Genomic DNA, 25847 nt, shown 5'->3' on the forward strand with positions numbered 1-25847 from the left:
CGTACATTCTACATGGAATTAAAGTTCGCCATATGAATGCAGTCCCGATAAAAACATATTGACGCCTAAAAAAGCAAAGGTAGTAATAACAAGCCCAATCAGTGCCCACCAGGCCAAAATAGAGCCTCTTAGGCCTTTAACAATTCGATAATGTAGCCAAGCTGCATAATTTAACCAAACGATTAGTGCCCATGTTTCTTTTGGGTCCCATGACCAATAACCTCCCCAAGCTTCTGCTGCCCATATGGCACCTAATATCGTTGCGATTGTAAAAAAGATAAATCCGATTGCTATAGACTTATAAATAAGGTCATCAAGGACAGCTAATTTTGGCAAATAAGAAGTTAGTATTTTTTTGCCTGAAAATAAGTAAGCAACCGATACCATAGCTGCTAATGAAAACGATCCATATCCTATGAAATTGGCAGGCACATGTATTTTCATCCAGTAAGATTGAAGAGCGGGCACTAAAGGCTGAACACCATCTGCATGACGATCAAATGTGTACCATAAAATAAATCCCACAGCTGCATTAATAACAATCAATACAAAAGCACCTAATTTTTTTGTATTAAACCTTTCTTCGTAAAATAAATATAGAAGGGAGGTAATTAAACAAAATAAAATAAATACTTCGTATAAGTTACTGATTGGGATATGACCGATATCAAGACCCATTAAATAAGATTCATACCATCTCACAAGTAATCCAATGAAACCAAACAAAACTGCTACAAAAGTGAACGAGGAGGCAATATTGTCTATTAAATTATTTTTTGTAAGAAGGCCTAGCCAATAGAGTAAAAGTGAAAGCACGAAAAAAACATTCATCCACATAATTGCTGATTGACTTGCTATTAAATATTTCAATAAGAAGATTTGCTCATTATTGGCTAAGACGTCTTGATATAAATGAATCGCGAAAAGACTAATCACAAAAACCAAAATCGTAATTTTTTTAAAATTATTCCATTTCCAACCAAGCCATGAAAAAAATCCAACACTTCCAAATAAAATTACTTTTTCATAAACATCCATATAACTATGAAATGTTTTTAGTGCATACAAGGCACCGCCTAATAAAAAAGCAAGATAAAAAACATTAAATGTTTGAAATGTCGCTTTAGAAGATTTAAATAATTTATTGAACATATTTCACCTATTATTGAATAATTTTCTTAATTTCTTGAATTAATTTTTTGAAGTCATTTTCAAAATCTATATTCTTACGATTAGAGCTTAAAGCTAGTATAACGCCGCCTTTTGCTTTTATAAGCAACCATAATTTTCTTTCATGTAAATAAATCATTGAAAAAATACCAAGCACTAAACTTAAGGACCCAAGATAAACCCAAAATTGACCAGGCGACTTAGTCAATTGGAGTCCGCTTGCTTCTTTTTGTTCATAACTTGTTAATTCAAAGTAATAAGGAACTCCATAAAAAAATATATCACTATATGCATTTAATGCATCTTGTATAAATATGATTCGAGTTTGATTGAGATCTTTATCTGCCAGATTAAATCTGGCTTTATAAATCTCACTTGATGCAATATCAATAATTTTTAAGTAAGTTTGAACTGCTTTTTCTTTTTCATTCGCTGGAATATTTTTATCTATATTTTCAGCAATATTTGAAAATCCTCCTTGCCCAAATAAAGCCATTAATTTATTAACGCTCTTTTCAAATGATTCTTTAACCTCATTATTTTTATCTATATTACTCGTCGATTGATTGGCTATTTTTTTTGCAACAGATTCAATCAGTGTTTTATTTTGAAGCGCATCTTTAAATAACATAAATTCATCAATAGAGCCTTTTGCGTCTGCAGGAATTTTTAAGTATTTAAATTCTTCTTGCGGCGTTTCTCTCATGCCGCTTATATAGAATGAACGTCCCTCAATTGGCATAGGATATTGATATGAAAGATATTCACGAGCCTGACCTGAGCTATTTCTAACCTTATAGGTGACACTTGGACCTACATTTCTGGGCTTTTCTTTTTCGCCCTCTTTTAAATGTAATACATTAAATTTTTTAAAATCATTAAACTCGTAAGTAATTTGATCTTTATCTAATTTGACTTTATCAAAAATCTTTCCATCTATTTTTTGAGTAGAGTTAGAATTGAATAGGCTTCGCAATTTAATATTTAGCTTTGTGCCTCCATCTTGAAAATCTGATTGATATATTGCTATACCTTTATAGGTAAAAGGATGATTAACGCTAATTGTTTTTGTTATATCTTGAGAAAGTTCAGGATCGGAAATTACCAAATCGCTTTCAAAGGATTTTGGCATACCTGTTGAATAATGATTAATTCTAAAATCTTTTAGAGTTATTTTAAAAGGCAAATCTTGTACAAGGTATCCATCTTTCATTCTGACAAATGCAACATTATCTGAAGAGCCCTCAGCAAGCGTCATATTTGCTCTAAATGAGGTATTGCTCAGACTTAATCTACTTGCTTCTGGAACCTTTGAAGCCGGCATATCTAATGTTTCAATTTTTTTATAACCTAGTAATTCTTGAGCTTTAAAAATCAGATTGCCATCCAATAACCCACCTAAGCAAATTATTACCACTCCAATATGCGTCAAAATATACCCTATGCGCTGGTAGTTTCCCTTCTTGGCAACAATTAAAAAATCGCCATTTTCTTTCGATTTCTCTTTTACCTTATATTTAGATTGTTTTAAGTAATGAAGAATTTTTGAAGTATTCACATACTTTTTATTTTTTATAACAAGATGATGTGTGAATGATAAAAGTGACTTTTCCTCTAAAGAATCTTTAAATACTGAAAAGTCCTTAAGAATTGCTGGTGTATTTTTAATAATACAAAGCGTTGTAGATAAAACCAAAAAAAGAAGAATTATTAAAAACCAAATGCTGTGATATACATCATAAAGACCAATTTTTTCAAAATATACAAACCAAAATTCGCCTAATTTAATAATGTAGTTCTCATAGGGCTCATTCTGCTTAAGCATTGTTCCTATGATTGATGCAATGCCCAAAAATACAAGCATCGACACCGCGAAGCTCATTGAACTTAGCAATTGATTTATTTTTTTGGAATTAATTGTTGAAGATTTCAAAATAACTCATTTTTAAAAATGAAAAGTTTTGACTAGAAAAACTGCAAGGAAGTTGTAGTAATTAAGCTTAATACGAAAGTTAGAATGGCTTATCTTAAACCTTGGATGTAATCTGCTACTGCTTCCATTTCTTGATCAGTTAATTTAGCAGCAATGGTTCGCATTACTTTTGCTTCATCATTTGCTCGAGCACCGAGTCTAAACTGTCTTAATTGATTTAAAACATACTCTGAGTGTTGACCACCTAAGCGTGGATATTTAACAGGAAGACCATCGCCTGAAGGTCCATGGCAAGACGCACACGCTGGCAAGCCATTGACCTGGATACCTGCACGATAAATTTTTTCGCCTAAAGACCCCGCACCATTTGTTTTAGCTTGCCCTAAATTTAATGTTTGCTTTGAAAAGTATTCTGCCACCGCATGCATATCAGCATCTGATAACATTGCTGCCATTCCAGACATTACTGCGTTTGCGCGATCACCAGATTTAAAATTTATTAATTGTTTGTAAAGATATTCTGCGTGTTGCCCTGCTAATTTTGGATTGGCGCTAATAATACTATTGCCATCAATTGCGTGACACGCTGCGCATACAGTCCCAACTGCTTGAGGTGGGTTTTTATTATCAATCGTTGCAGAAATTGCTGTACTTGCAATTAAAAATGACAAGATGAGAATAAAAAAAACATTTCGACCACTCATTGCAGAAAGCTCCATATATAAAGTATGTACAAGTTGTACATTTTATCTAAAATCCTATTCTCGTGATAGCATTTTGATTGGATTGAACAGGTTTAGGTAAAGCGCATGGCTATTTTTAAAAACGCATCATATTTTATATCTGCTCACCATTTAAGTGATTTGCCTCCCCCTACTGGGATTGAGATTGCCTTTGCAGGAAGATCAAACGCGGGAAAATCTAGCGCTATTAATGCGCTTGCAAATCATAATCGCCTTGCTTTTGTAAGTAAGCAGCCTGGGCGAACCCAGCTTATTAATTTCTTTTCTCTTGGCGAGAATCGTTTCTTGGTGGATTTGCCAGGTTATGGTTATGCCAAAGTACCCCAAGCGATTAAAGATCATTGGCAAAAAACTTTAGCCACTTATCTATCTGAGCGTTCTTGTCTCTTTGGCCTTGTTTTAGTTATGGATATTAGACATCCGCTCACGCCTCTTGATCAACAAATGTTAAAGTGGTTCTCGTTAAATAAAAAACCTATTCATATTTTATTAACTAAAGCAGATAAGCTTTCTCGTGAGGCTTCTCATAAAACACTTCATGCTGTTCAAAAAGAAATTGATGAAAAGTGGGGATCAGCTCTTGGGATTGAATGCACAGTTCAGCTTTTTTCTAGCTTAAAAAAACAGGGTGCCGATGATGCTGAAACTATCATTGGAAAATGGCTAAATACGCCTATAGAGCATATCCCAAACTCTATAGCCTAATTTAATCCCTCGATTTTCATATTTTGTGAAAGGGCGATAATCAGGTTTTTTAAAAAAATCGTCGGACGTTTTTTGAAGTAATTCTTCTTTATCCAAAAGATCAATAATCCATACAGCATAATCTTCCCAGTCTGTTGCAATATGAAGATAACCCGTTTTTTTAATTTTCTGGGCGATAAGCTTTAATAAATTTGATTGTATAAGTCTTCTTTTGTGATGTCTTTTTTTAGGCCAAGGATCGGGGAAAAAAATATGAATCCCATCCAAAGAATCGTTACTTATCATTAAATTAAGAACTTCTACCGCATCATGTTGAATAATTTTTAAGTTAGAAATGTCATCTTCCTGAATTAACTTAAGTAAGTTGCCTACACCGGGTGAATGAACTTCAATTGCAATATAATTTTTATTTAAATTAGATTTTGCAATTTCTGCGGTTGAAGCTCCCATACCAAATCCAATTTCTAGTATAAGGTCACTATTTTTATTTTTAAAAATATCACCAAAATTTATTATTTTATTTTCAAAAATAACAGCATGTTTTTGAAAGTTATCTTGAATAGCTTTTGTCTGGGCAGCAGTAATTCGCCCCTGCCTTAAAATATAAGTTCTTATAGGTCGCTTCTTAATCTCTTCTTTATTTTGTTCCGTCATAGTCTTGTGACTCTATTATTTTGTTTAAGCCCTAAAAGATCTATATCCATATTTTTTTCTAGGATCATGACTTTAAATAAATCTCCCATTTCTGAGGGAGATAACAATTTTTGGACTTCTGATACTGATTTGATATACAAAGCCCTGTCCTCTAAATTTAATGTTTCAAGTAAGTTTAATATGCCGCAATTAATAAGAAAATTTGCTTGAGATATATAGCCAGTAATATTTAATCCTAATTTTGAAGCTTCCCTTGCAACATAACTGAAATTTATATGAGTTGTAATATCTTGAATGCCTATCTGAATAAGAGGATTGTCATGGGCATAATGCTTAAAATGGCACATCAATGTTCCTTGAGATCGCTGCTCATGAAAATATTCTGTTTGATTAAAACCATAATCAATAATTAGGACAATGCCTTTACTAAGAGATTGGGTTATTTTATTAAGCCAATTTTTAATATGAAGCGAATGTTCAATAAGATAGTTATCTGGTAAATCCTCTAAAACAACTTGGTCGTAACTAGATATATCTTCTATAGGTTTATCTTTCCAAACGAATAAATCATTTTCTACACCAACTCCTTTTCGATAATACTTGCCTGATTCTTTTTTTATTAAATCTACAGGCAGTGCATCTAAAAATTCATTACAAAAAATGATGCCTTCGAATTCTTTGGGTATTTCTTCAATCCATTGAATCTTACTAAATAGATGTGAAGGCAAATGATTTATTAATAATTCGTATTGTTGTCTTCGTAATGAATGGCTTATTTCTAGAATAAAATAATGATTTATATCTTCATTATCACTGCTCAATGATTGGATCACTTGAAGCGCAAACTCCCCAGATCCAGCACCAATTTCAATGATACTTCTCGCTACTGATTGGAAGATCTCTTTAAATTGAATACATAATGTTTTTGAAAAAAAACTCGATATATCAGATGCTGTAATAAAATCACCTTTTTCTCCAAATTTTCTTAAAGTTCCAGTGTAATAACCTAATTCCGGGTCATAAAGCGCATGCTCCATATAACGATCAAAACTTATCCATCCATGGTTTGATTGAATAGATTGAATGATTTTTGTTTTTAATTGCTCACTTATTTGAATTTCATTTTGAGGAGCTGTAGGCATTGAAGGCATAGGTATTAGATTATAATAGAGTCAACTCATTTATAGATAAAGCTATGAAATCTAATCGAAAAATTGCTCTTGTGACTGGTGGCGCCAAAAGAATTGGACAGGCAATTTGTAGGTTACTTCATGAATCTGGTATCGATTTAATGATTCATTATCGACATTCAGCCGACGAAGCAAAAAAACTTCAAGAAGATTTAAATAAAATCCGCAATGACTCTGCAAATATCATTCAAGCTGATCTTGTAGATACAAATATATTGCCAAATCTTATTGAGAAGACAATCAAAACCTACGGTAGATTAGATATTCTTATAAATAATGCTTCTAGCTATTATCCAACTAAAATCGGAAAAATGAATGAGGAAAATTGGAATGATCTTATCGGAAGCAATTTAAAAGCGCCCTTATTTTTATCTCAACTTGCAGCAGATGAGCTTATTAAAACTAAAGGCTGCATTATCAATATCACAGATACCCATATAGATAAACCGAAAAAAAATTACATTATTTATAGCATTGCTAAATCCGGACTTACCGCGCTTACAAAATCACTTGCCCAAGAATTAAGTCCGGAAGTCAGAGTTAACGCTGTTGCGCCAGGTCCAGTTTTATGGCCTGAAAATAATGAAGAATTTAACGACATTTACAAACAACGAGTTATTTCTCAAACACTATTAAAAAAAATGGGTACGCCTGAAGATATTGCGATAGCTGTGAAATTTTTGGTATTAGATGCTCCATTTATTACAGGTCATATTCTAGCCGTCGATGGAGGAAGGTCGCTCTCACTATGAGTTCTCAAATTCCAATAGATGCAACAAATAACTTTCTGAAGTTACGCAATAAACTGATAGGGTTAACTGGTAAAGCAATCACTGATTTTAATATGATTGAAAATAATGACCGAGTTTTGGTATGCATGAGCGGGGGTAAAGATTCATATTCATTGTTAATGTTTTTATTAGCTCTTAAAGAAAGGGCTCCTATTCACTTTGATATTGTTGCAATGAATCTAGATCAAAAACAGCCAGGATTCCCCGCGGATGTATTGCCTAATTTTTTGAAGGATTTAGGAATTGAATATCAGATTGTTACGGAAGATACCTACTCAATTGTTAAAGAAAAAATTCCGAGCGGCAAAACAACCTGCTCTTTATGCTCTCGGCTAAGGCGAGGAATAATTTACAGAACAGCAAAAGAACTCAATATAAATAAAATTGCTTTAGGTCATCATCGTGATGATATTGTTGAAACACTTTTTCTTAACATGTTTTTTGGCTCCAAATTAAAAGCTATGCCCCCTAAATTAGTCTCTAATGATAATAAAAATATTATCATTAGACCTTTAGCATACTGCTCTGAAAAAGAGATCTCAAGCTATGCATCACGCATGAATTTTCCAATTATTCCTTGCAATCTATGTGGCTCACAAGAAAATCTTCAAAGAAAAAAAATAAAAGAAATGTTAACGGTATGGGAAAGAGAACAGCCAGGCCGCATTAACAATATATATAAAGCTATCTCAAATATTGAGCTCTCACATTTAGGAGATCGACGACTTTATGATTTCGTAAATCTTAATCAATCAAACAAAGAAGAAGATGAGCCCATTTTTACCGAAGATTTAATTAGAAACCTTAACGCTGACCTAAGCAATATCTCGTTATTCGCTGAAAATATCGCTTCTTAAAAATCATTATTTAAATTTAATTAACGTAATTTATTTAACTAAGTTAGTATAGACACCTTGTATATATCAAGATTTAAATTTATTATTCTTCAAAATTTTTGATCTAAAACCACCTAATGTCTAAACTTTTAATTGTTGAATCCCCATCTAAAGCCAAAACCCTTAAAAAGTATCTTGGTAGTAAATTTGAAGTTTTAGCATCATATGGCCATGTTCGCGATCTCATTCCAAAGACAGGTGCTGTTGAAACAGACAATAATTTCAAAATGAATTATGCAATTATTGAAAGAAATTCGAGACACGTTGATGAGATTGCAAGGGCTGTAAAAAAATCAGATGAAGTTTATCTAGCTACCGATCCAGATCGTGAAGGAGAGGCTATTTCATGGCATATCCTAGAGATACTGAATGAAAAAAAATTAACTAAAGATAAATTAATCAAACGCGTCATTTTTCAGGAAATTACTAAATCAGCTATTGAGCATGCTATTGAGCATCCAAGAGATATATCAATGCCCCTTGTCAATGCGCAACAAGCGAGGAGAGCGCTCGATTATCTTGTGGGATTTAATTTATCACCTCTGTTGTGGAAAAAAATAAGAAGGGGCTTATCAGCAGGTAGAGTTCAGAGTCCGGCACTAAGACTTATTATTGAGAGAGAAATTGAAATTGAAAAATTTATCAGTCAGGAATATTGGACGATTCATTTAGATTCTTTAAAAGCTAAACACAAATTTCAAGCAAAACTTATTCAGCTCGATAATAAAAAAGTTGAACAATTTACTATTACCTCAAAAGAAAATCATGAGTCTATTGTCGGAAAATTACTTTTAGAAAGTGCTGGCAAAACTAAAGTAACTCGTGTTGAAAAGAAACAAAGAACACGAAATCCTGCGCCTCCTTTCACTACATCAACACTTCAACAAGAGTCGGTGCGTAAACTTGGCTTTACAACAAGTCGAGCGATGAGAATTGCTCAACAGCTTTATGAGGGTATTGATATTGGAAGTGGTACTGTAGGTTTAATTACTTATATGAGAACAGATTCACTCACGCTCTCAAATGAAGCAATGAATCAAATTAGAGGTTACATTCAAACAAATTTTGATGCAGATTACTTACCTAAAGCACCTATTTTTTATAAAACTAAATCAAAAAATGCGCAAGAGGCACATGAGGCAATTAGACCGACAGATATCAGCCGAACACCTCAAAGCCTTATTGGTAAATTATCTCCTGAACAATTTAAGCTGTATGAAATGATTTGGAAGCGTTCTTTAGCAAGTCAAATGACACCGGCTAAATTTGATGCTGTAAGTGTAGATCTTTCTATTGGATCTGAAGCAAACTTATTTAGGGCTACTGGTCAAACACTTATATTCCCTGGATTTATTGCTATTTATACTGAGAGCTTGGACGATGCTTCAAATGAAGATGAAGACTCTCTTAAATTACCTCCCCTTGAAACTGGTGAAATTCTGACGGTCGATAAAATTTATGGTGATCAACATTTTACCGAACCTCCTCCAAGATACTCTGAAGCTAGCTTAGTAAAATCTCTAGAGGAATACGGTATTGGTAGACCTTCTACCTATGCAAGCATTATTTCAACACTCCAAGATCGTGAATATGTGATTCTTGATAAAAAGAGATTTATGCCTACTGATGTAGGTCGTGTAGTTAACAAATTTCTAACTGAACATTTTACTCGTTATGTTGATTATGATTTTACTGCTGGTCTTGAAAGTTCTTTAGACGAAATTGCAGAAAACAATAAAGAATGGGTACCACTTCTTAAAAGCTTTTGGGATGATTTCAATAAAACAATTCTTGAAAAATCAAATATAGATCGAGCTGAAATTACTCAAGAAGCTATTCATGAAGACTGTCCTAAATGTAGCAAGCCTTTATTTTCGAGATTAGGCAGAAGAGGTAAATTTATTGGTTGTTCCGGTTATCCTGATTGTGATTACACAAGAAATGTAAATGGTGACTCAAGCACTCCTAATGAACCCGTACTTGTTTGTAAAGATCCTGAAACTGGAAAAGATGTTCTTTTATTAGTCGGTCCCTATGGACCTTATCTTCAAGTTGGCGTTCAAGAGGAAGATAGTAAAAAGAAACCTAAGCGGGTAAGTGTTCCTAAAGAGATATCACTAAGTGATCTAAATGAAGATATCGCATTAAATCTTTTATCACTTCCTAAGGAGCTAGGTCTTCACCCAGATACAGGCAAGAAAGTCATTGTAAATATTGGGCGTTTTGGGCCTTATGTAAATTATGATGGAAAATTTAAATCTATTCCGAGGTCAGAATCCATTTTTGATGTAACGCTCGAACGAGGACTTGAGCTCATTGCGGAAGCTATTGCTAAAAATGCACCTTTAAGAAACCTGGGTAATGACCCCGAAACAAATCTTTCAGTTGAAATCTTTAATGGTCGCTATGGCATATACCTTCAAAAAGGCTCAACCAAAGTCACCCTTCCAAAAGATCAAGATATTGAAAAAATTACCTTTGAAGAAGCTTTAGTTCTTATTAGCAATAAAGAAGCTTCGGGTAAAGGTAAAAAGAAAGCGGCAGTTAAAAAAACAACCGTCAAGAAAACGTCTGAGAAAAAACTGGTTACTAAGAAACCTGCAGCAAAAAAGAAGATCGTAAAAACTAAAAAAGCTTAGCTATTTCTTTTAGATTGGTCCGAAAAAGAAATTGAAGATGTTTTTTCAATCCATTTTCGAATTCTATTCGCATCTGCAATTCGAGTGGCACTTCCATAAGATTTGAGTAATACGATAATCATCGGCTGTCCGCTAATCATGGCTTGCATAACAAGGCATTTTCCAGCTTCTTGAATAAAACCAGTCTTTGACAAACCAATCACCCAATCACTTTTTCTAACCAATCCATTCGTATTATTAAAGTTCACTGGCGCACGGTGGCCTTTAACATAGGCTTCATATGAAGCTGTAGTTGTAATTTCACGAATTTCAGGATATTGATAAGCAGCCTTTACCATCTTTACAAGATCTTCTGCTGTCGACATATTATGATTATTGAGGCCTGTAGGATCTGCAAACTCGCTTCGTGTCATATCAAGCTGCAATGCTTTAATGTTCATTGCATTTATAAAACCAGTTTTTCCGGTCGGGTAATTTCTGCCTAATGCTGATGCTGCACGATTATCTGAAGCGATTAAAGCGATTTTAAGAAGTTCTGAACGAGGCAATACTGTTCCAACAGGTAATTTTGAACTTGAATTTTTTAAGGTATCTACATCTTCTTCAGTAATAGCAATCTCTTCATCCATCGGGAGCTTTGCATCCAATGTGACCATAGCCGTCATAAGTTTAGTTACAGACGCAATAGAGGTTTGTGCGTCTGTATCTTTTGCATACAAAACTTCACCTGTATTTTGATTGACAATAAGTGCGTTAGAAGAAGCCACTCTTAGAAGGCCATCTTTATTTGTCTTATTATCTGCTGCAGATATGCGAGCTAATTCTGCTTTTGTTGGTTTTTTAGATCTTGGTTGGTTTGCTTCGGCTGATATTGAGGCTAAGAAAAAGGTTAAGCTTAGGATGAAAAAAAGTCTGATACGTTCTTTCACTAGGTAATCTCCTATTCTTACTAAATTTACGCGATAATAAACAAAAAAATCATATTTGTCATTAACTTAATGTATTTAAAGATAAAATTCCTATTAGCTAATTTATTATGAATATTCCTAATACACTTATTTATACACCTGAGCACTTATGGATTAAATCTATTAGTGAGAGCACTTACGAAGTTGGTGTCACTGATTACGCACAAAATCTTTTGGGTGATATTGTTTTTGTAGATTTACCCGAATTACAAAGTCAAATTTTAAGAAATGTAGCCTTTGGAGTGATTGAATCTGTCAAAACTGCTTCTGATTTAGTCGGCCCACTCAATGGTGTGATGATTGAAATTAATTCCAACATTCAAAAAACGCCAGAACTAATTAATGACAAACCCTATGAAACTTGGATTTGTAAAATAACATCTCATGACAATATTGATAACAAAGAACTTTTTTTAGACTCTACTCGGTATAGCGAACTTACTCGCTAATTACATCTCTTTTTTGGCATCAATTAACTGAATTTCATACCCGCGATCGCGATAAAATTTTAAACGATCCCTCGCTGTTTTTTTATCTTCCTCATTTTGCGACACAATCTCAATTAACCTTAAGTATCTTGAAAAAGAAGGCAAAATCTCTGACTTTAAATTAATCATAAAATCATCACTCACAAATTTATGATCCCAGTCGATATGGATAGGGGTCATTTCTTCATAATGTCCTACAGAATGAGGAAGGAATGAAGCAAGTGAAGCTGTATAAAGAAAATCACTTAATGCTTTTGCACTATTTAAATCATCTACATGAATAAATATTTTTCTTTTGCGAACAATTTCTCTTTCTATGATTTCATGAATTTTATTGAATTTATTTTCTACATTAAAATAAAAGTCGATATAAGTCATAAAGACTTAATACAACTTACTTAAAATATATTGGGTTAATAATCCAACAGGTCGTCCCGTCGCTCCCTTGGCTTTTCCAGATTTCCATGCGGTACCTGCAATATCTAAATGAGCCCATTTATATTTTTTTGCAAATCTAGATAAAAAGCATGCTGCAGTAATACTGCCTCCTGCTCTTCCGCCAATATTAGCCATATCTGCAAAATTACTGTCTAGTTGTGATTGATAGTCTTCCCAAAGTGGCATACGCCATGCTCGATCCATAGATACTTGTCCTGCTGATTCTAAATCTTTCGCTAACTTGTCGTCATTACTATATAAACCTGAAGCATGATGTCCTAATGCAATCACACATGCGCCAGTGAGGGTGGCAATGTCAATCACTACATCAGGATTAAATCTTTCTGCATAAGTTAATGCATCACATAGAATCAATCGGCCCTCAGCGTCAGTATTTAGCACCTCGATTGTTTGGCCTGACATACTAGTTAAAATATCTCCTGGCTTCAAAGCTAATCCATCTGGCAAATTCTCACATGTTGGAATTATGCCAATGACATTCATAGGAAGTTTTAATAAGCCAATCGTCTTAAACGTTCCTAATACACTAGCTGCTCCACACATATCATATTTCATTTCGTCCATATCACCTGCAGGTTTAATTGATATACCTCCCGCATCAAAAGTAATTCCTTTACCAACCAAAACAATAGGTTTTTGCGTTTTTTTACCTTTATTATGTTGAAGCACTATAAATTTAGGTGGCTGTCTACTCCCTTTGGCAACACCAAGAAAAGAACCCATTTTTAATTTTTCAATTTGCTTCTGATCTAAAACATCAATTTTCATACCATGTTCTTTTCCAATTTCTTGAGCTTTTTTGCCAAGATAGGTTGGTGTACAGATATTCGGAGGAAGATTGCCGAGTGTTTTTGTAAGCTCAATTCCTTTTGCCAAAGCAAACGATTTCTTTAGCGCCTCCTCTGCGATCTTTTGACTTTTCTTATCTACCACTACAAAAAAATCAAAGAATTTTTTGGTTTTTTTATTAATAGTTTTAAGCTCAGTAAATTCATAACTTGCATCCATAACTTCATTAATAAAATGCTCAACATTCCAGGCTATATCGCCTTCTTCTACTGGAGCAATTTGCAGCTGCGATGTGACTGATTTAACATCCATTTTCTTAAGTGCATAAACCATAGATCTCACTGCAGCATGGTATTTTTTCCCATCAAACTCTTTTTCTTTGCCTAAGCCTATTAGAAGTATTTTTGGAATTTTTATTCCGGGAACGTTATACAAAATAAGAGAGGAACCAACTTTGCCACTCATATCGCCCTGTTTCAATGCAGAGGCAATATGACCATTAGCGCTAGGGCTTAAAGACAATTTTTCACAAACAACCTTGAGGGATTCATAAACTCCAATGACCAATACATCTGAGAGTTGTTTATCCAGCTGATCGGTTTTTATGCTAAATTTCATATATATTCCTTAAGTATTCTCGAATTTAAAAACGGGAAAAATCAATGTTATTTAAAACTTCGTTAAAAAAAGAACTTCTTACCAATTCAATTACGGCACTTTTAATACTTATAAGTATTGTGATGGCCCAAAGAATTTCATTCTATCTTAGATTCGCAAGTAAGGGCTATATCCCCAATGACTCTATAAAAACAATTCTTGGTCTTAACCTTATCAAATATTCACCACTTCTATTATCTCTTTCTATTTTCTTAGCAGTGCTTCTTACACTATCTCGTTGGTATCGAGATCATGAAATGATCATTTGGCTTAGTTCGGGCATGAGCCTGGCAAAAATTATTAAGCCTATTTCTTCATTTGCGCTGCCAGCCGTATTTATGGTGGGCTTTCTTTCTCTTTTTTTAAATCCTTGGGCGGTGAGAACAGCTGATCAATATAAAAGTCAATTAAAGAGTCGTGATGAAATGGCTAGTATTAATCCAGGGACATTTAAAGAATCAAAAAGTTCTGATCGGATATTTTATGTTGAGAGTTTTGATGAGTTAGGAAGTGCTGTAAAAAATATATTTGTTCAGACAAAACAACATAACAAACTTGGCGTTGTTGTTGCTAACAATGCTCACCGAGAAATTTCAAGCAAAGGTGACAACTATATCATTTTACAGAAAGGTCGAAGATATGAGGGCGTTCCTAACACAAAAGAGTTCTCTACGACTGAGTTTGATCAGTATGGTATTTTAACAGCCCAACAGTCAGTTGAACCTTACACAGAAAGTATTGACAGCAAAAACCTTTCCGATGTAATTAAATCTAGCTCATTTGAGGATCGCCTAGAATTGCAATGGAGAATTGCCTCTCCCATCGCATGCATTTTATTAGTTTTTTTAGCCATTCCTCTAAGCTTTACAAATCCTCGAGCAGGACGATCTCTTAATATCATTTTTGCTGTACTTATTTTTATAATCTACAACAATCTCTTAGCCGTTATGAACACATTAATTACTTTAAAAAAAGTTAATATTGTTATTGGCTTCTGGCCAATTCACCTAATCTTTCTTCTCGCAGCTATTTATTTAACCTATAGGCGATCAATGAATCAGCCATTATTCAGTTTTAGGAAAGCGTCTTAAATACAAGGTGAAAATTTTAAATCGCTACCTTAATCTAGAATTAGCCATTCCTATTTTCTGGGTCATGATAGGTATCATAGGCATATTAAGTTTTTTCGACTTCATTCAGGAAATTAATGATTTAGGAAAAGGCACATACAATATGCTTACCATTTTTAGTTATGTTGCTCTTAGTATTCCTGGACATGTTTATGAAATTGTTCCCATTGCGGTGCTTATTGGATCGATGTATACCATGGGGCAGCTTTCTGAAAATTCTGAATTGACTGTCATTCGATCTAGCGGATTTTCAATAAAACGTATTGCATATACTTTATCTCTTACAGGATTATTTTTTACATTATTTACATTTGCTGTAGGGGATCTTGTAACTCCAGTAACAGAAAAAAAAGCGCAGCAAATAAAAATTACCTCTAAAGATGCAATTGTTTCGCAAGAATTTAAATCTGGTCTATGGATAAAAGATAATAATAGTTTTATTAATATAGAGCATGTTTTGCCTGACTCAAGCCTATCTGAAATTCACATTTATGAATTTGATAAAACTTTTCGTTTAAGAACAATTACAAATGCCAAAAAAGGAAGTTTTAAAAACTCCGAATGGAAGCTTGATGATATTAATCAAACAATCTTTGATAAAGATAAGGTTTCAACTAATTCACTTAAAAGCGCAATTTGGAAATCACTTATCAAACCTGAAATGATGAATGTACTTCTTGTTTCGCCAGAAAAAATGTCATCAATCAACCTTATTAATTTTATTAAATACCTGAAAAATAATAAGCAAAAAGTTACAAGGTATGAAGTGGCTTTATGGGGAAAATTAATTTATCCCCTGGCTTCTATTGTAATGGTTTTATTTGCTATTCCATTTGGATTTTTTCAAGAGCGCTCAGGTGGTAAAAATCTAAAAATTTTCTTAGGTATTTTAATAGGTATCTTTTATCAAATTATGAATTCATCTTTTAGATATATTGGGCTTCTAAATGACTGGCAGCCTCTAGCTTGCGCGATTATACCCACGCTTATTTTCTTCTCTGTTGGGATGGTGATGATTTATAAAATCGAACATCAATAAAATAATAATTCAAAATTTGATCATGAAGATATAAATTTTTTTTATTGGTTAGTGCCCATAAAAAACTTATGCCTCCCATGAGGGTGCCTAAAGTTGCATATATATAGCGCCTCCATGCTAACTTTCTTGTTAAAGATCCGTGAGGGGATATAATTTTTAATTTCCACACCATCATTGCAAGAGTCTGGCCTGATTTTGTCCAACAATAAGTAAAATAAACTCCAGCGATAAACCATAAATAAATTTGAAATATTAATTTTTGATATGATCCAAAAAATGTGTCAAAAAAAAATATAAAAATAAATCCTGCGATCATCCATATTGGTACAAGAGCAAATAATTCATAAACTAAAGAACCATAAACTCTCTTGAGTGGGGGATTTTTTGTATTCACAAATAGAAACTATATCAATGAAGTGCAAAATAAAGGTATAAGGAATAAAAAATTCCATTTATGCCCAGATGCCATACTTTTATATTTGATTTCTGGATAAGAGCTCTAATCCATAAGGAAGATATTAGTGTTATAAGAATACATAAATACACTTCTTGTCTCGGCTCCCAAGGCGTTAAGAGGATGCCTATTGCAGGTAAGAGTGTTCCTTGAAATACCATGGCACCAGTTATATTTCCAAAAGCGAGGGTATCTTTACCTTTTCGTATCCAAAAAATACTATTCACTTTTTCTGGAAGCTCGGTAGCTATCGGAATAATTAACATAGATAAAATAAGAGCAGAAATTCCTAAAACAGATGAAGCTTCTTCAACTCCATAAATAAAACCCTTCGCTCCGAATATCAACAAAGCCAAGCCAACAAATAGCTGTATAGCAATAACTAGAAAATTATTTGGGCATCCAATTCTTTCCATAAACATTGGACTTGATGCTTCCGTAGCGTGACCATCGCTTACAAGTTTTTTTGACGCTCTTATTGTCATTAAAATATAAATGAAATAAGAAAAAACCATTAAAAAGGCTATCAGCCCTCTAGTGAGCTCAGATGTATGAGGAATAAATAAAGCTATTCCAGCAAAGACAAATGAGATTATAAAAAAATTTAGATCTCTAATTAATCCAGTTTTTTCAGGCTTTAAATGTCCCTCAAAACCTCGATGCCCAATTACAGATGCAGCCATAATAAACATTGTTAGGGTAGAGAGCATGAGCGGAGCGCCTAAAATTGCGCCTACCCCAACTTGATGATTAGTTTCGATATCTCCATGTGGCGACAAAAGTGCTAATAGTGGGACCAATGTCTCAGGAAGCGCAGTTCCTATCGCTGCAAAAACTGAACCTGTCACACCCTCAGAAATTTTTAATTTCTCACCCAAATGCTCAAGCGCATTGGTAAATATCTCAGCTGAGACTAGAATAACTAATAACATGAAAGATAACTTTAAGAAGATCATTTCAATCCTTTAATTTTAATACTTCAATAGATTAACGATGCTTGAACCTGTAATAATAAATGATGCTGGATTTGCAAATAAAGCAAAAATTATATTATCGCCCAATTTTGATAGCCGGCCGAATAAGTTCAATGTGAGTTTAATTGTAATTCATAATATTAGTCTTCCGCCTGGAATTTACGGGGGGAATAATATTTTTGATTTGTTTACAAATAAACTGAACCCTGATGATCATGAATACTTTAGATCTATTGCGAATCTAAAAGTATCCTCTCACTTCTTGATTAGGCGGGATGGTTCGCTTTTTCAGTTTGTGTCTTGTCTAGAACGAGCTTGGCATGCTGGTGAATCTAGCTGGAATCAAATTAATAATTGTAATGATTTTTCAATTGGTATTGAGCTAGAAGGAAGCGATTATGATGCCTTTGAAGCGAAACAATATGACTGTCTTAACGAATTAATCGAATCCTTAATTAAAGAATATCCTATTAAAGACATTAAAGGACATTCTGACATTGCACCATCTAGGAAAACGGATCCAGGCCCTTATTTTGAATGGAGTAAAATAAAAACCTACTTTAATCAATTGCCAAATAAAGATTAATTCTTACGTACTAATTTCTGCACAATTAAACTTACGACGATATCCCCCTCTACATTTACTGCGGTTCTAAATGTGTCAAGTAAACGATCGATTGGCAATAAAATAGCAAGCGCTTCCAAAGGAAGTCCAACAGACTGTAATACCATAGCCATGGTTACCATTCCAGCACTTGGTATGCCCGGCGCGCCAATCGCACCTATCATCGCTGTAAAGAAAACGATAATTTGCTGCCCTATACTTAAGTCGATACCAGAGAGATTTGCAATAAATAAAGCGGCGGAAGCCTCATAAAGGGCCGTACCATCCATGTTCATGGTTGCCCCTATGGGTATAACAAATCCAGCAATATCAGATTTAACTTTTAAATTTTTTTCAACAGCCCTTAAAGTAATTGGAATTGTCGCGCTGCTAGAGCTGGTTGCAAAGGCGGTCATAATTGCCTCTCGGGCACCTTGCCACAATATAAATAAATTTATTTTTGTAAAAAAATAAAGCAGCAAAGGCAAAATAACTATTCCATGAAAAAGCGTCATGCCAATAATTACTATTATAAATTTTGATAGTGTAATAAATAAATCGGGCGATTGTTGAGAGACTAATTTAATAATAAGAGCCGAAACGCCGTAAGGAGAAAATTTTACAATCCAAGATACTATCTTCATAGTGATCCCTAATAAACCATTGAATATCTTTTTTACCTCAAAAAACTCTTTTCCACCTTTTGCAATTGCAAATCCTACTAATATCGAAAATGTAATAACCCCTAAAATATTTCCTTCAGTCATTGCTTTGAATGGATTAACAAAAATACTACTAAGAAATTGTTTAATGAATCCAGACAGGGGAATTGAAGTTAGGTGAAAATTATTTAATTGCTCACTAAAGATAGACAAAGATATACCTCGTCCTGGCTCAAATAAGTTCATTGATCCAAGTCCCAATATAATTGCAAGAGCCATGGAAATGAAAAAAAACGAAAATGTTAAAACCCAAATTCTTGATGACTGCTTATGTCCACTTAGATTAGCTATACCTACAGATATGGAAAAGAATATTACTGGAATTAATACCATCTTTAGAGAAGAGACGAATATATCTGCAATAAGATCAGCCACATAAATAATTGAATCAGTCCCAATAGCATAAGGATTGAGCTTGATATACAGGCCAATCAATAAACCAACGAAAACCCCAATTAAAATCTGATGATTTGTCGTATGCTTCATCTGCTTAATCTATACGCTGAAGTACTGCAGCAAAAAAACCATCTGTTTTTTGATGAAGGGGAGTTAATTTTAAAAAATTACCTGTAGAAAGAGGTACTTGATTTTTTATTAATATTTCATCAACAGAAATAGATCTAAAATTCTTATTATTTTTTAAGAAACTCTCAACAATAGACTCATTCTCTCTCTTCAAAAGACTACATGTAGAATAAATTAACCGACCCTCTTTTTTTACAAGCTTTTTAGCCTCTTCAAGAATAGCTAATTGTTTGACATTAAGCTCATCAAGATCTTGCATAGAATTTTTCCATTTTAAATCTGGGTTTCTTCTAAAAGTGCCGGTTCCACTGCATGGAACATCAGCAAGTACTCGATCAAACTTACCATTTAATTTTTTTAATTTGGCATCTTTTTCATTTTTTATTTTTTGCGCGAATAAGTTCGATAATCCAGATTTTTTTAATCGCTTACCTAAATTAATAATCCTTTTTTCAGAAATATCATAAGCATATATCCGTCCAGTATTTTTCATAATTGCGCCTACTGCTAGACTCTTACCGCCTGCGCCAGCACAAAAATCTGCAACCATCATTCCTCTTTTTGCATCTATAACAAAGCTTAATATTTGACTGCTTTCATCTTGAACCTCAATTTTTCCTTCAATGAACAATGGATTTCGGCTTAATGATGTTCCTCTGGGAATTCTGATTCCTGTGGGCGAGTATTTCATGACTTCAATATCAGTTACTTCTTTTGTAAGCAATTTAATTAGTTCATCTCTAGTCATTTTTATAGTATTTACTCTTATATCTAGTTTGGCTGGCTCAAGAAAACTTCTGCCCAAAAGTACTGCTTCTTCAATACCATACTGCTCAACTAATAAACCCCAAAGCCAATCAGGTAAACTCAATTTTTCTGGCCATGTATATTTTTCTGTATCTCTTGATTTTAATGATTTAGCCCATTCGATTTCTTCTTTACTTAACCCATGCTCTAAGTCACGAATACTTCTGCCTTCAATTTTTATTAGCCAAGCAATTACAAGCTTTTTGTAGTTAAGATCGTCTTCATTTAGTTTTTTTAAAAATCTGAGTCGCCTAATAATGCCATAGATGCATTCAGCAATCTCTCCTCTGTCTTTCTGTCCAAGCTCGCCATGATCTCTATAATAGTTGCTTAATTTCATATCTGCAGGCCCATGAAAGTCTAATATTTCTCCTAAAATATTTGCGCAATGTTGTATTAAATTTAGGTTAAGCATATTTAAGGCTCTAAACTCTCGATTTCAATTTTTTTTGTAGACTGATCTAAAATGCTTCCATCTTTTTCTGTCTTCCTTATTTTGATAGGAAGGTATTTGTAGTCCTTTGCAAGCCACAAATCTATTCTTTCTTCATTGTTGTAATTAAATTTTGCTATATGCAATGTTAGAATCTTATCAACGTCAGTTTCAATGAATTCCTCTCCAATATATGAATAATCGTATGGTTTATAATTTTTCCCGTTTGTAATATAGATTTTCATTTTTGCTAGAGGAGGTTCAAACATAAATTGATACATGAAACTTAACATATCTTGTGAGCCTTCCAACATTTCAAATTCACTTATTTTTCCATTTGTTGTGGTAATTATTTTTTTAGACTCCCAATCAAAAGCTGCGAAATTATCAATTTTGCTGCCAAATTGATAATGATAATTTTTTGGCTTCAGGCCCTCTGGAGTTAGAATTCCATCACTTGTTTGCTTTAATTTATTCCAATAAAAAAGAGACACAAATCCTTTTGCTTCAACTTCATTTTTGATGGTGTATTGATTATTCTCTCCTAAGAAATACATAGTTCTTGCAACACCTACAGGCGATCCATCCAAGCTTCTTCTTACATCATAATCAATAACTACTTTTTTATACTGAATTTCTTTTTTATCAAAAGATTGAGTAGTGTCATTTAATTCATTATTTTGAATCTCTTGATTCAAATCTTTTGATGAACTGTCTTTTTTTTCATTTGAATTATTATCTATCTGCTTATTTTTTTTAGGGGTAGATGATTTTTTCTTTGTTAATCCTTCTTCTTTTTTCAAAGGTGCTTCAAGGTGGCTTTCAATAACAATATTAGGATTGTCGGAATTTTTTAAAAAAAATGGGTTGTATAAATCAATACCTCCCAATAAAAAAAGATGGGCTAAAATTGAGACAAAGATGGCCAACAAAAATTTTACATGATTACTTTTCAGTAGTATTTTTATAAGATCAAAGTCCATTGAGATCTATATTCGCCTGCACCAAATTTTGCTCTAATGTTGAACCATTTTTTTCTTGATAACGAATGCGAATTGGTAATTTATAGGATTTATTGTTTAGCCATATTTGAGTTTCTGGCTTTCCATCCTTTTCAGCTATGCTTTGCATGAAGATAGTCTCAAGATTTATATCTCCCAATGGAAGTATCACTTTCTTATCTACGATCTTAAACTGATATTTTTTATATTTTTTACCTGTTGCTGCTGAGAACTCTATTATTGAAGCATCGTAATTTTCAAAATTTAATTGGTATAAGTAGCTAATTAAATCTTGTGTTTTATTTTCTATATTTTCTTTTATTTCTGCGCCTTTATAACGAGTGATTAGTATTTGGTTTTCCCAATCAAAATCTACAATTGCATCTTTACTTTGATTATTTCCTTGGTGAACTTCAAGGTGTTTTGGTTTCAAGCCTTCTGGTGAAATATTTCCTTCACTTATCACTACACGATCTCCAAATAAAGCATAGAGACCAATTCCTTTTGTCACACTTTCAATATGATATTTTCCTGTTTCGTCAGATATAAATTTTTCAACGACAGTGCCTAGCAATTCTCCATTTTGAGTTAGCTCATATTTCAACTCTATAATGTTTGGCAGCTCTTTTGAAAAAACTAATGTATTAAATATGAATAAAAAAAATGCTAGCCACATTTTAAATGGCACTAATTTTTTCATATTTATATTAAATCACCATAGTAGGATGCTCATTAGCTAGGCGTTTTCTAATGATGCCTATTTCATAAACTGTCTCATTGGATTCTTGCAAGACTTGCTTTGCTTTGGCAACATCATTTTTATCAATGACTATAGCCATACCTATTCCACAATTAAATGTACGGTAAAGCTCTGTATTTGAAATATTTCCTTTATCTTGTAGCCATTGAAAAAGTTTTGGTAATGGCCAGCTTGATGATTGAATTTCTGCCATTAAATCTTCGCCTAAAATACGTGGGATATTTTCAGTAATACCGCCCCCCGTAATATGAGCCATACCTTTAATTTTAATTGCCTCTTTGAGCTTAAGGACAGACTTTACATAGAGCTTGGTAGGCTCCATTACAACATCTCTTAATGTCCTTCCATCAAAAGAACCTGAGAAATCAGCCTTTTCATTACTGATAATTTTTCTAATTAAAGAATATCCGTTTGAATGCGCCCCGCTAGATGCAAGGCCAATGACTGCATCACCAGATTGTATTTTTTTACCATTAATAATTTCACTTTTTTCTACAACGCCTACTGCGAATCCAGCTAAATCGTATTCACCTTCAGGGTACATACCAGGCATTTCTGCTGTTTCCCCACCTACAAGAGCACAACCAGACTGTGCACAACCTTCCGCAATACCTTTAATAACCTGGGATGCTGTTTCTACATCAAGCTTCCCACATGCAAAATAGTCAAGAAAGAATAAGGGTTCAGCACCTTGCACTAATATATCGTTGACACTCATAGCAACCAAATCAATTCCAACAGTGTCATGTTTATTTAATTCAAATGCTAATTTAAGTTTTGTACCTACTCCGTCAGTGCCTGAAACCAGAACAGGTTCTTTGTATTTTTTAGGGACTTCAAATAATGAACCAAAACCTCCTATGCCTCCTAAAACTTCGGCTCGCATGGTTTTTTTTGCAAAAGGCTTAATTCTTTCAACTAGTTGATCACCCGCCTCAATATCCACCCCTGCATCCCGATAAGTGATCGATTGGGTATCTTTTCTTGTGTCATCTTTATTCAAAAGATTAACTCTCTTTCATTAAACATTTGGGTTAGTCGTTATAATTGAAATTTTAACCGAAATATATTTTAAAGATGTGCATAATTAAGGCTATCTTTATCTAAATAAACTTCCCATTGATATGAAACAAATGCTATTAGCCCTATCTCCAACGCCAAGACAATCTTTTGAAAATTTTGTAGTTGGTCAAAATATTGAAGCAGTTCACACCTTAAAGCAAATCATCTCTCATCAATTACCCATTCAATTTATATATCTATGGGGCAATGAAGGTTCGGGAAAATCTCATTTGGCTCATATTGCATCAGATCATGGATTTATCATTCATGATGATGTTCATTTGCTTGATGAGGCAGGTCAAATCGAATTGTTTAATACTTACAATCGATGCAAAGATTCCAAACAAAATATGTTGGTCACAGGACTCCACTCTCCCCTCCAAATGAAATTAAGAGAAGATTTAGCAACAAGACTTGCTTGGGGCGTTACTTACGAAGTGATAGGTCTATCCGATGAAGAAAAAAAACTGGCCCTACTAAAACATGCGGATGAAAGAGGTATGAAACTGGGTATGGATATTATTGATTATTGCCTAAAATATCTAAAACGGGATATGCCAAATTTATTTTCTATATTAGAGGCTTTGGATCAATGGTCTTTAACTTATAAAAGACCGATAACACTGCCATTACTTAAAGAAATTATAGAAGCTAATAAAATTTAGCTTATTGACGAATAAGGTAATCAAAGGCACCAAGAGAAGCTTTGGCCCCCTCTCCCATTGCAATAATAATCTGCTTATAAGGTACGGTTGTTACATCGCCTGCAGCAAACAAACCTGGTAATGAAGACTGGTTGTGATTATCAATCATAATTTCACCAAACTTTGAAAGATCTACAGTGTTTTTAACAAAGTCCGTATTTGGTAATAATCCAATCTGAATAAAAATACCCTCGAGCTCGATAGTTTTCTTCTCATTTGCTTTTCGATCTAGATAAATCATGCCGTTCACCTTATCTTTACCGATCACTTCGGTAGTTTGCGCATTTAATATGACATCTACATTGGACAAACTATAAAGTCTTTTCTGAAGGATATCGTCAGCTTTGAGTTCCGATGCAAACTCAAAAAGAGTGACATGTCCTACGATATTCGCAAGATCAATTGCAGCCTCAACACCGGAGTTTCCTCCTCCAATTACTGCAACATGTTTTCCTTTGAACAAAGGACCATCACAGTGAGGGCAATATGCAACACCCTTACCTTTAAATTCTTTTTCGCCGGGAACATTTAATTCTCTCCATCTTGCTCCAGTTGCAACAATCACTGATTTACTTTTAAGTTTCCCGCCATTTTCAAGTTCTATCTCAAATAATGAATCCAAATCATTTTTTTGAACGCTTTTTGCGCGTTGCAAATTCATAATATCAACTTCATATTCTTTTACATGCTCTTCAAGGGCTGCAACTAATTTTGGGCCTTCAGTCGCTTTTACAGAAATAAAATTTTCTATGCCTAAGGTGTCCATCACTTGTCCACCGAAACGCTCAGAAACAATACCCGTGCGAATACCTTTTCGCGCACTGTAAATTGCAGCCGATGCGCCTGCTGGGCCTCCGCCAATAATTAAAACATCATAGGCTTCTTTTTTAGATAATTTTTCAGCTTCTTTTAAGCTTGCGCTTGAGTCAATCTTATTTACAATCTCATCAAGCTCCATTCTTCCTTGACCGAAAGTTTTTCCATTAAGGAAAATAGTTGGCACAGCCATAATCTGTTTATCTTCAACTTCTTTTTGGAATAATGCGCCATCAATCATCACATGAGAAATATTTGGATTAATTATAGACATTGCATTTAATGCCTGAACAACATCAGGACAATTATGGCAACTTAATGAAATATAAGTTTCAAAATGAAACTTGCCTTCAATATTTTTAATTTGTTCTATTTTTTCAGCTTCTATTTTTAGAGGATATCCACTGGCTTGAAGAAGCGCTAAAACGAAAGATGTAAATTCATGCCCTGATGGAATGCCTGCGAAAGTGATGCCAGAAACTTCCTTTTCTCTATTTACTTCAAAAGAAGGAATTCTTTTTGAAGTATCTACTTCTTTACTTAAAGTAATTTTTCCCGACAAAGACCCAACTTCTTCTAACATCTCTATCATTTCTTTAGATGCAGGATTTTCGTCGACATAAGCCACAAGCTTAATTGGATTAACAAGCCTGGTCATATATTCTTGAAGTTGATTTTTGATTGCTGAGTCTAGAGCCATTATATTTCCTTAAACATTAATCTAATTTAGAAAT

General features: G+C 33.7%; 25 protein-coding genes. 9 read left to right on the forward strand and 16 right to left on the reverse strand.

Annotated features, from left to right (window positions below):
- Window positions 1-18: 18 nt before the first annotated feature.
- The 3 genes from ccsB to FIT61_RS06055 all read right to left on the reverse strand — a co-directional run bounded on the left by ccsB (window position 19) and on the right by FIT61_RS06055 (window position 3822).
- Entirely contained in the window at window positions 19-1152 is a 1134-nt protein-coding gene (gene ccsB / locus FIT61_RS06045) for a c-type cytochrome biogenesis protein CcsB (RefSeq protein ID WP_139873877.1), read from the reverse strand.
- Window positions 1153-1162: 10 nt separating this feature from the next.
- Complete coding sequence (locus tag FIT61_RS06050) at window positions 1163-3052, reverse strand: cytochrome c biogenesis protein ResB (RefSeq protein WP_139883777.1); 1890 nt, start codon at window positions 3050-3052, stop codon at window positions 1163-1165.
- Between the two features lie 140 nt (window positions 3053-3192).
- A complete protein-coding gene (locus FIT61_RS06055) occupies window positions 3193-3822 on the reverse strand; it encodes a c-type cytochrome (protein ID WP_223259457.1) in 630 nt (209 codons plus the stop codon).
- Window positions 3823-3912: 90 nt separating this feature from the next.
- Here FIT61_RS06055 and yihA point away from each other — a divergent pair, with 90 nt between their 5' ends.
- Complete coding sequence (gene yihA / locus FIT61_RS06060) at window positions 3913-4551, forward strand: ribosome biogenesis GTP-binding protein YihA/YsxC (RefSeq protein ID WP_139883779.1); 639 nt, start codon at window positions 3913-3915, stop codon at window positions 4549-4551.
- Here the strand turns inward: yihA and trmB are convergent.
- Window positions 4510-5205 (reverse strand): tRNA (guanosine(46)-N7)-methyltransferase TrmB, encoded by a 696-nt coding sequence (gene trmB, locus FIT61_RS06065; protein WP_139883781.1) that lies wholly within the window; start codon window positions 5203-5205, stop codon window positions 4510-4512. The two genes, yihA and trmB, sit on opposite strands and share 42 nt — an antisense overlap.
- A complete protein-coding gene (locus tag FIT61_RS06070) occupies window positions 5202-6347 on the reverse strand; it encodes a class I SAM-dependent methyltransferase (RefSeq protein ID WP_187351792.1) in 1146 nt (381 codons plus the stop codon). Before FIT61_RS06070 ends, trmB begins: the two co-directional genes overlap by 4 nt.
- Before the next feature lie 53 nt (window positions 6348-6400).
- On the opposite strand from FIT61_RS06070, the gene FIT61_RS06075 reads away from it, so the two are divergent.
- The 3 genes from FIT61_RS06075 (at window position 6401) to topA (ending at window position 10721) form a co-directional block, all read left to right on the forward strand.
- Window positions 6401-7147 (forward strand): pteridine reductase, encoded by a 747-nt coding sequence (locus tag FIT61_RS06075; protein ID WP_139873881.1) that lies wholly within the window; start codon window positions 6401-6403, stop codon window positions 7145-7147.
- On the forward strand, window positions 7144-8043 hold the full coding sequence (gene ttcA, locus FIT61_RS06080; RefSeq protein ID WP_139873882.1) for a tRNA 2-thiocytidine(32) synthetase TtcA: 900 nt from the start codon (window positions 7144-7146) through the stop codon (window positions 8041-8043). Before FIT61_RS06075 ends, ttcA begins: the two co-directional genes overlap by 4 nt.
- A gap of 116 nt (window positions 8044-8159) precedes the next feature.
- Complete coding sequence (gene topA, locus FIT61_RS06085; RefSeq protein ID WP_139873883.1) at window positions 8160-10721, forward strand: type I DNA topoisomerase; 2562 nt, start codon at window positions 8160-8162, stop codon at window positions 10719-10721.
- Here the strand turns inward: topA and FIT61_RS06090 are convergent.
- A complete protein-coding gene (locus FIT61_RS06090; protein ID WP_139873884.1) occupies window positions 10718-11650 on the reverse strand; it encodes a serine hydrolase in 933 nt (310 codons plus the stop codon). The genes topA and FIT61_RS06090 overlap by 4 nt on opposite strands.
- A gap of 107 nt (window positions 11651-11757) precedes the next feature.
- On the opposite strand from FIT61_RS06090, the gene gcvH reads away from it, so the two are divergent.
- Window positions 11758-12138: a glycine cleavage system protein GcvH gene (gene gcvH, locus FIT61_RS06095; RefSeq protein ID WP_139873885.1), complete on the forward strand. Its 381-nt coding sequence runs from the start codon at window positions 11758-11760 to the stop codon at window positions 12136-12138.
- On the opposite strand, the gene FIT61_RS06100 is transcribed toward gcvH, so the two are convergent.
- Window positions 12139-12555, reverse strand: a complete 417-nt coding sequence (locus FIT61_RS06100; RefSeq protein WP_139873886.1) for a DNA polymerase III subunit chi — start codon at window positions 12553-12555, stop codon at window positions 12139-12141.
- Between the two features lie 6 nt (window positions 12556-12561).
- Window positions 12562-14043, reverse strand: coding sequence for a leucyl aminopeptidase (locus FIT61_RS06105; protein WP_139873887.1), 1482 nt, complete (start codon window positions 14041-14043; stop codon window positions 12562-12564).
- 44 nt (window positions 14044-14087) lie between these two features.
- Between FIT61_RS06105 and lptF the strand changes: the two genes are divergently transcribed.
- Together lptF and lptG are read left to right on the forward strand one after the other, a co-directional pair.
- On the forward strand, window positions 14088-15173 hold the full coding sequence (gene lptF / locus FIT61_RS06110; protein ID WP_139883782.1) for an LPS export ABC transporter permease LptF: 1086 nt from the start codon (window positions 14088-14090) through the stop codon (window positions 15171-15173).
- 7 nt (window positions 15174-15180) lie between these two features.
- Window positions 15181-16251 carry an LPS export ABC transporter permease LptG gene (gene lptG / locus FIT61_RS06115; protein ID WP_139883783.1) on the forward strand — a complete coding sequence of 357 codons (1071 nt, stop codon included), beginning with the start codon at window positions 15181-15183 and terminating at the stop codon, window positions 16249-16251.
- On the opposite strand, the gene FIT61_RS06120 is transcribed toward lptG, so the two are convergent.
- Together FIT61_RS06120 and FIT61_RS06125 are read right to left on the reverse strand one after the other, a co-directional pair.
- Window positions 16199-16645 carry an RDD family protein gene (locus FIT61_RS06120; protein ID WP_139883785.1) on the reverse strand — a complete coding sequence of 149 codons (447 nt, stop codon included), beginning with the start codon at window positions 16643-16645 and terminating at the stop codon, window positions 16199-16201. The two genes, lptG and FIT61_RS06120, sit on opposite strands and share 53 nt — an antisense overlap.
- 14 nt (window positions 16646-16659) lie before the next feature.
- The gene (locus FIT61_RS06125; RefSeq protein WP_139873891.1) at window positions 16660-17661 is read right to left on the reverse strand and encodes a sodium:calcium antiporter; all 1002 of its coding nucleotides are present in this window, start codon (window positions 17659-17661) and stop codon (window positions 16660-16662) included.
- 37 nt (window positions 17662-17698) lie between these two features.
- Here FIT61_RS06125 and ampD point away from each other — a divergent pair, with 37 nt between their 5' ends.
- Window positions 17699-18265 carry a 1,6-anhydro-N-acetylmuramyl-L-alanine amidase AmpD gene (ampD, locus tag FIT61_RS06130; protein ID WP_139883786.1) on the forward strand — a complete coding sequence of 189 codons (567 nt, stop codon included), beginning with the start codon at window positions 17699-17701 and terminating at the stop codon, window positions 18263-18265.
- Here the strand turns inward: ampD and FIT61_RS06135 are convergent.
- From FIT61_RS06135 to purM, 5 genes are read right to left on the reverse strand one after another with little or no spacing between them, the layout of a single operon-like run.
- Window positions 18262-19491, reverse strand: a complete 1230-nt coding sequence (locus FIT61_RS06135; protein ID WP_139883787.1) for a dicarboxylate/amino acid:cation symporter — start codon at window positions 19489-19491, stop codon at window positions 18262-18264. The genes ampD and FIT61_RS06135 overlap by 4 nt on opposite strands.
- 4 nt (window positions 19492-19495) lie before the next feature.
- Window positions 19496-20752 carry an RsmB/NOP family class I SAM-dependent RNA methyltransferase gene (locus tag FIT61_RS06140; RefSeq protein ID WP_139883789.1) on the reverse strand — a complete coding sequence of 419 codons (1257 nt, stop codon included), beginning with the start codon at window positions 20750-20752 and terminating at the stop codon, window positions 19496-19498.
- A gap of 2 nt (window positions 20753-20754) precedes the next feature.
- A complete protein-coding gene (locus FIT61_RS06145; RefSeq protein WP_222845038.1) occupies window positions 20755-21699 on the reverse strand; it encodes a DUF3108 domain-containing protein in 945 nt (314 codons plus the stop codon).
- Window positions 21700-21742: 43 nt separating this feature from the next.
- Window positions 21743-22471: a DUF3108 domain-containing protein gene (locus FIT61_RS06150; protein ID WP_139873896.1), complete on the reverse strand. Its 729-nt coding sequence runs from the start codon at window positions 22469-22471 to the stop codon at window positions 21743-21745.
- Window positions 22472-22478: 7 nt separating this feature from the next.
- Complete coding sequence (gene purM, locus FIT61_RS06155; protein ID WP_139883792.1) at window positions 22479-23534, reverse strand: phosphoribosylformylglycinamidine cyclo-ligase; 1056 nt, start codon at window positions 23532-23534, stop codon at window positions 22479-22481.
- A 121-nt stretch (window positions 23535-23655) separates the two neighbouring features.
- Between purM and FIT61_RS06160 the strand changes: the two genes are divergently transcribed.
- Window positions 23656-24258 carry an HdaA/DnaA family protein gene (locus tag FIT61_RS06160; RefSeq protein WP_139873898.1) on the forward strand — a complete coding sequence of 201 codons (603 nt, stop codon included), beginning with the start codon at window positions 23656-23658 and terminating at the stop codon, window positions 24256-24258.
- Between the two features lies 1 nt (window position 24259).
- Here the strand turns inward: FIT61_RS06160 and ahpF are convergent, their stop codons facing one another.
- Window positions 24260-25813, reverse strand: coding sequence for an alkyl hydroperoxide reductase subunit F (gene ahpF / locus FIT61_RS06165; protein ID WP_139883793.1), 1554 nt, complete (start codon window positions 25811-25813; stop codon window positions 24260-24262).
- Window positions 25814-25847 lie beyond the last annotated feature (34 nt).

The sequence above is a fragment of the Candidatus Methylopumilus rimovensis genome, assembly GCF_006364615.1.
Classification (GTDB): domain Bacteria; phylum Pseudomonadota; class Gammaproteobacteria; order Burkholderiales; family Methylophilaceae; genus Methylopumilus; species Methylopumilus rimovensis.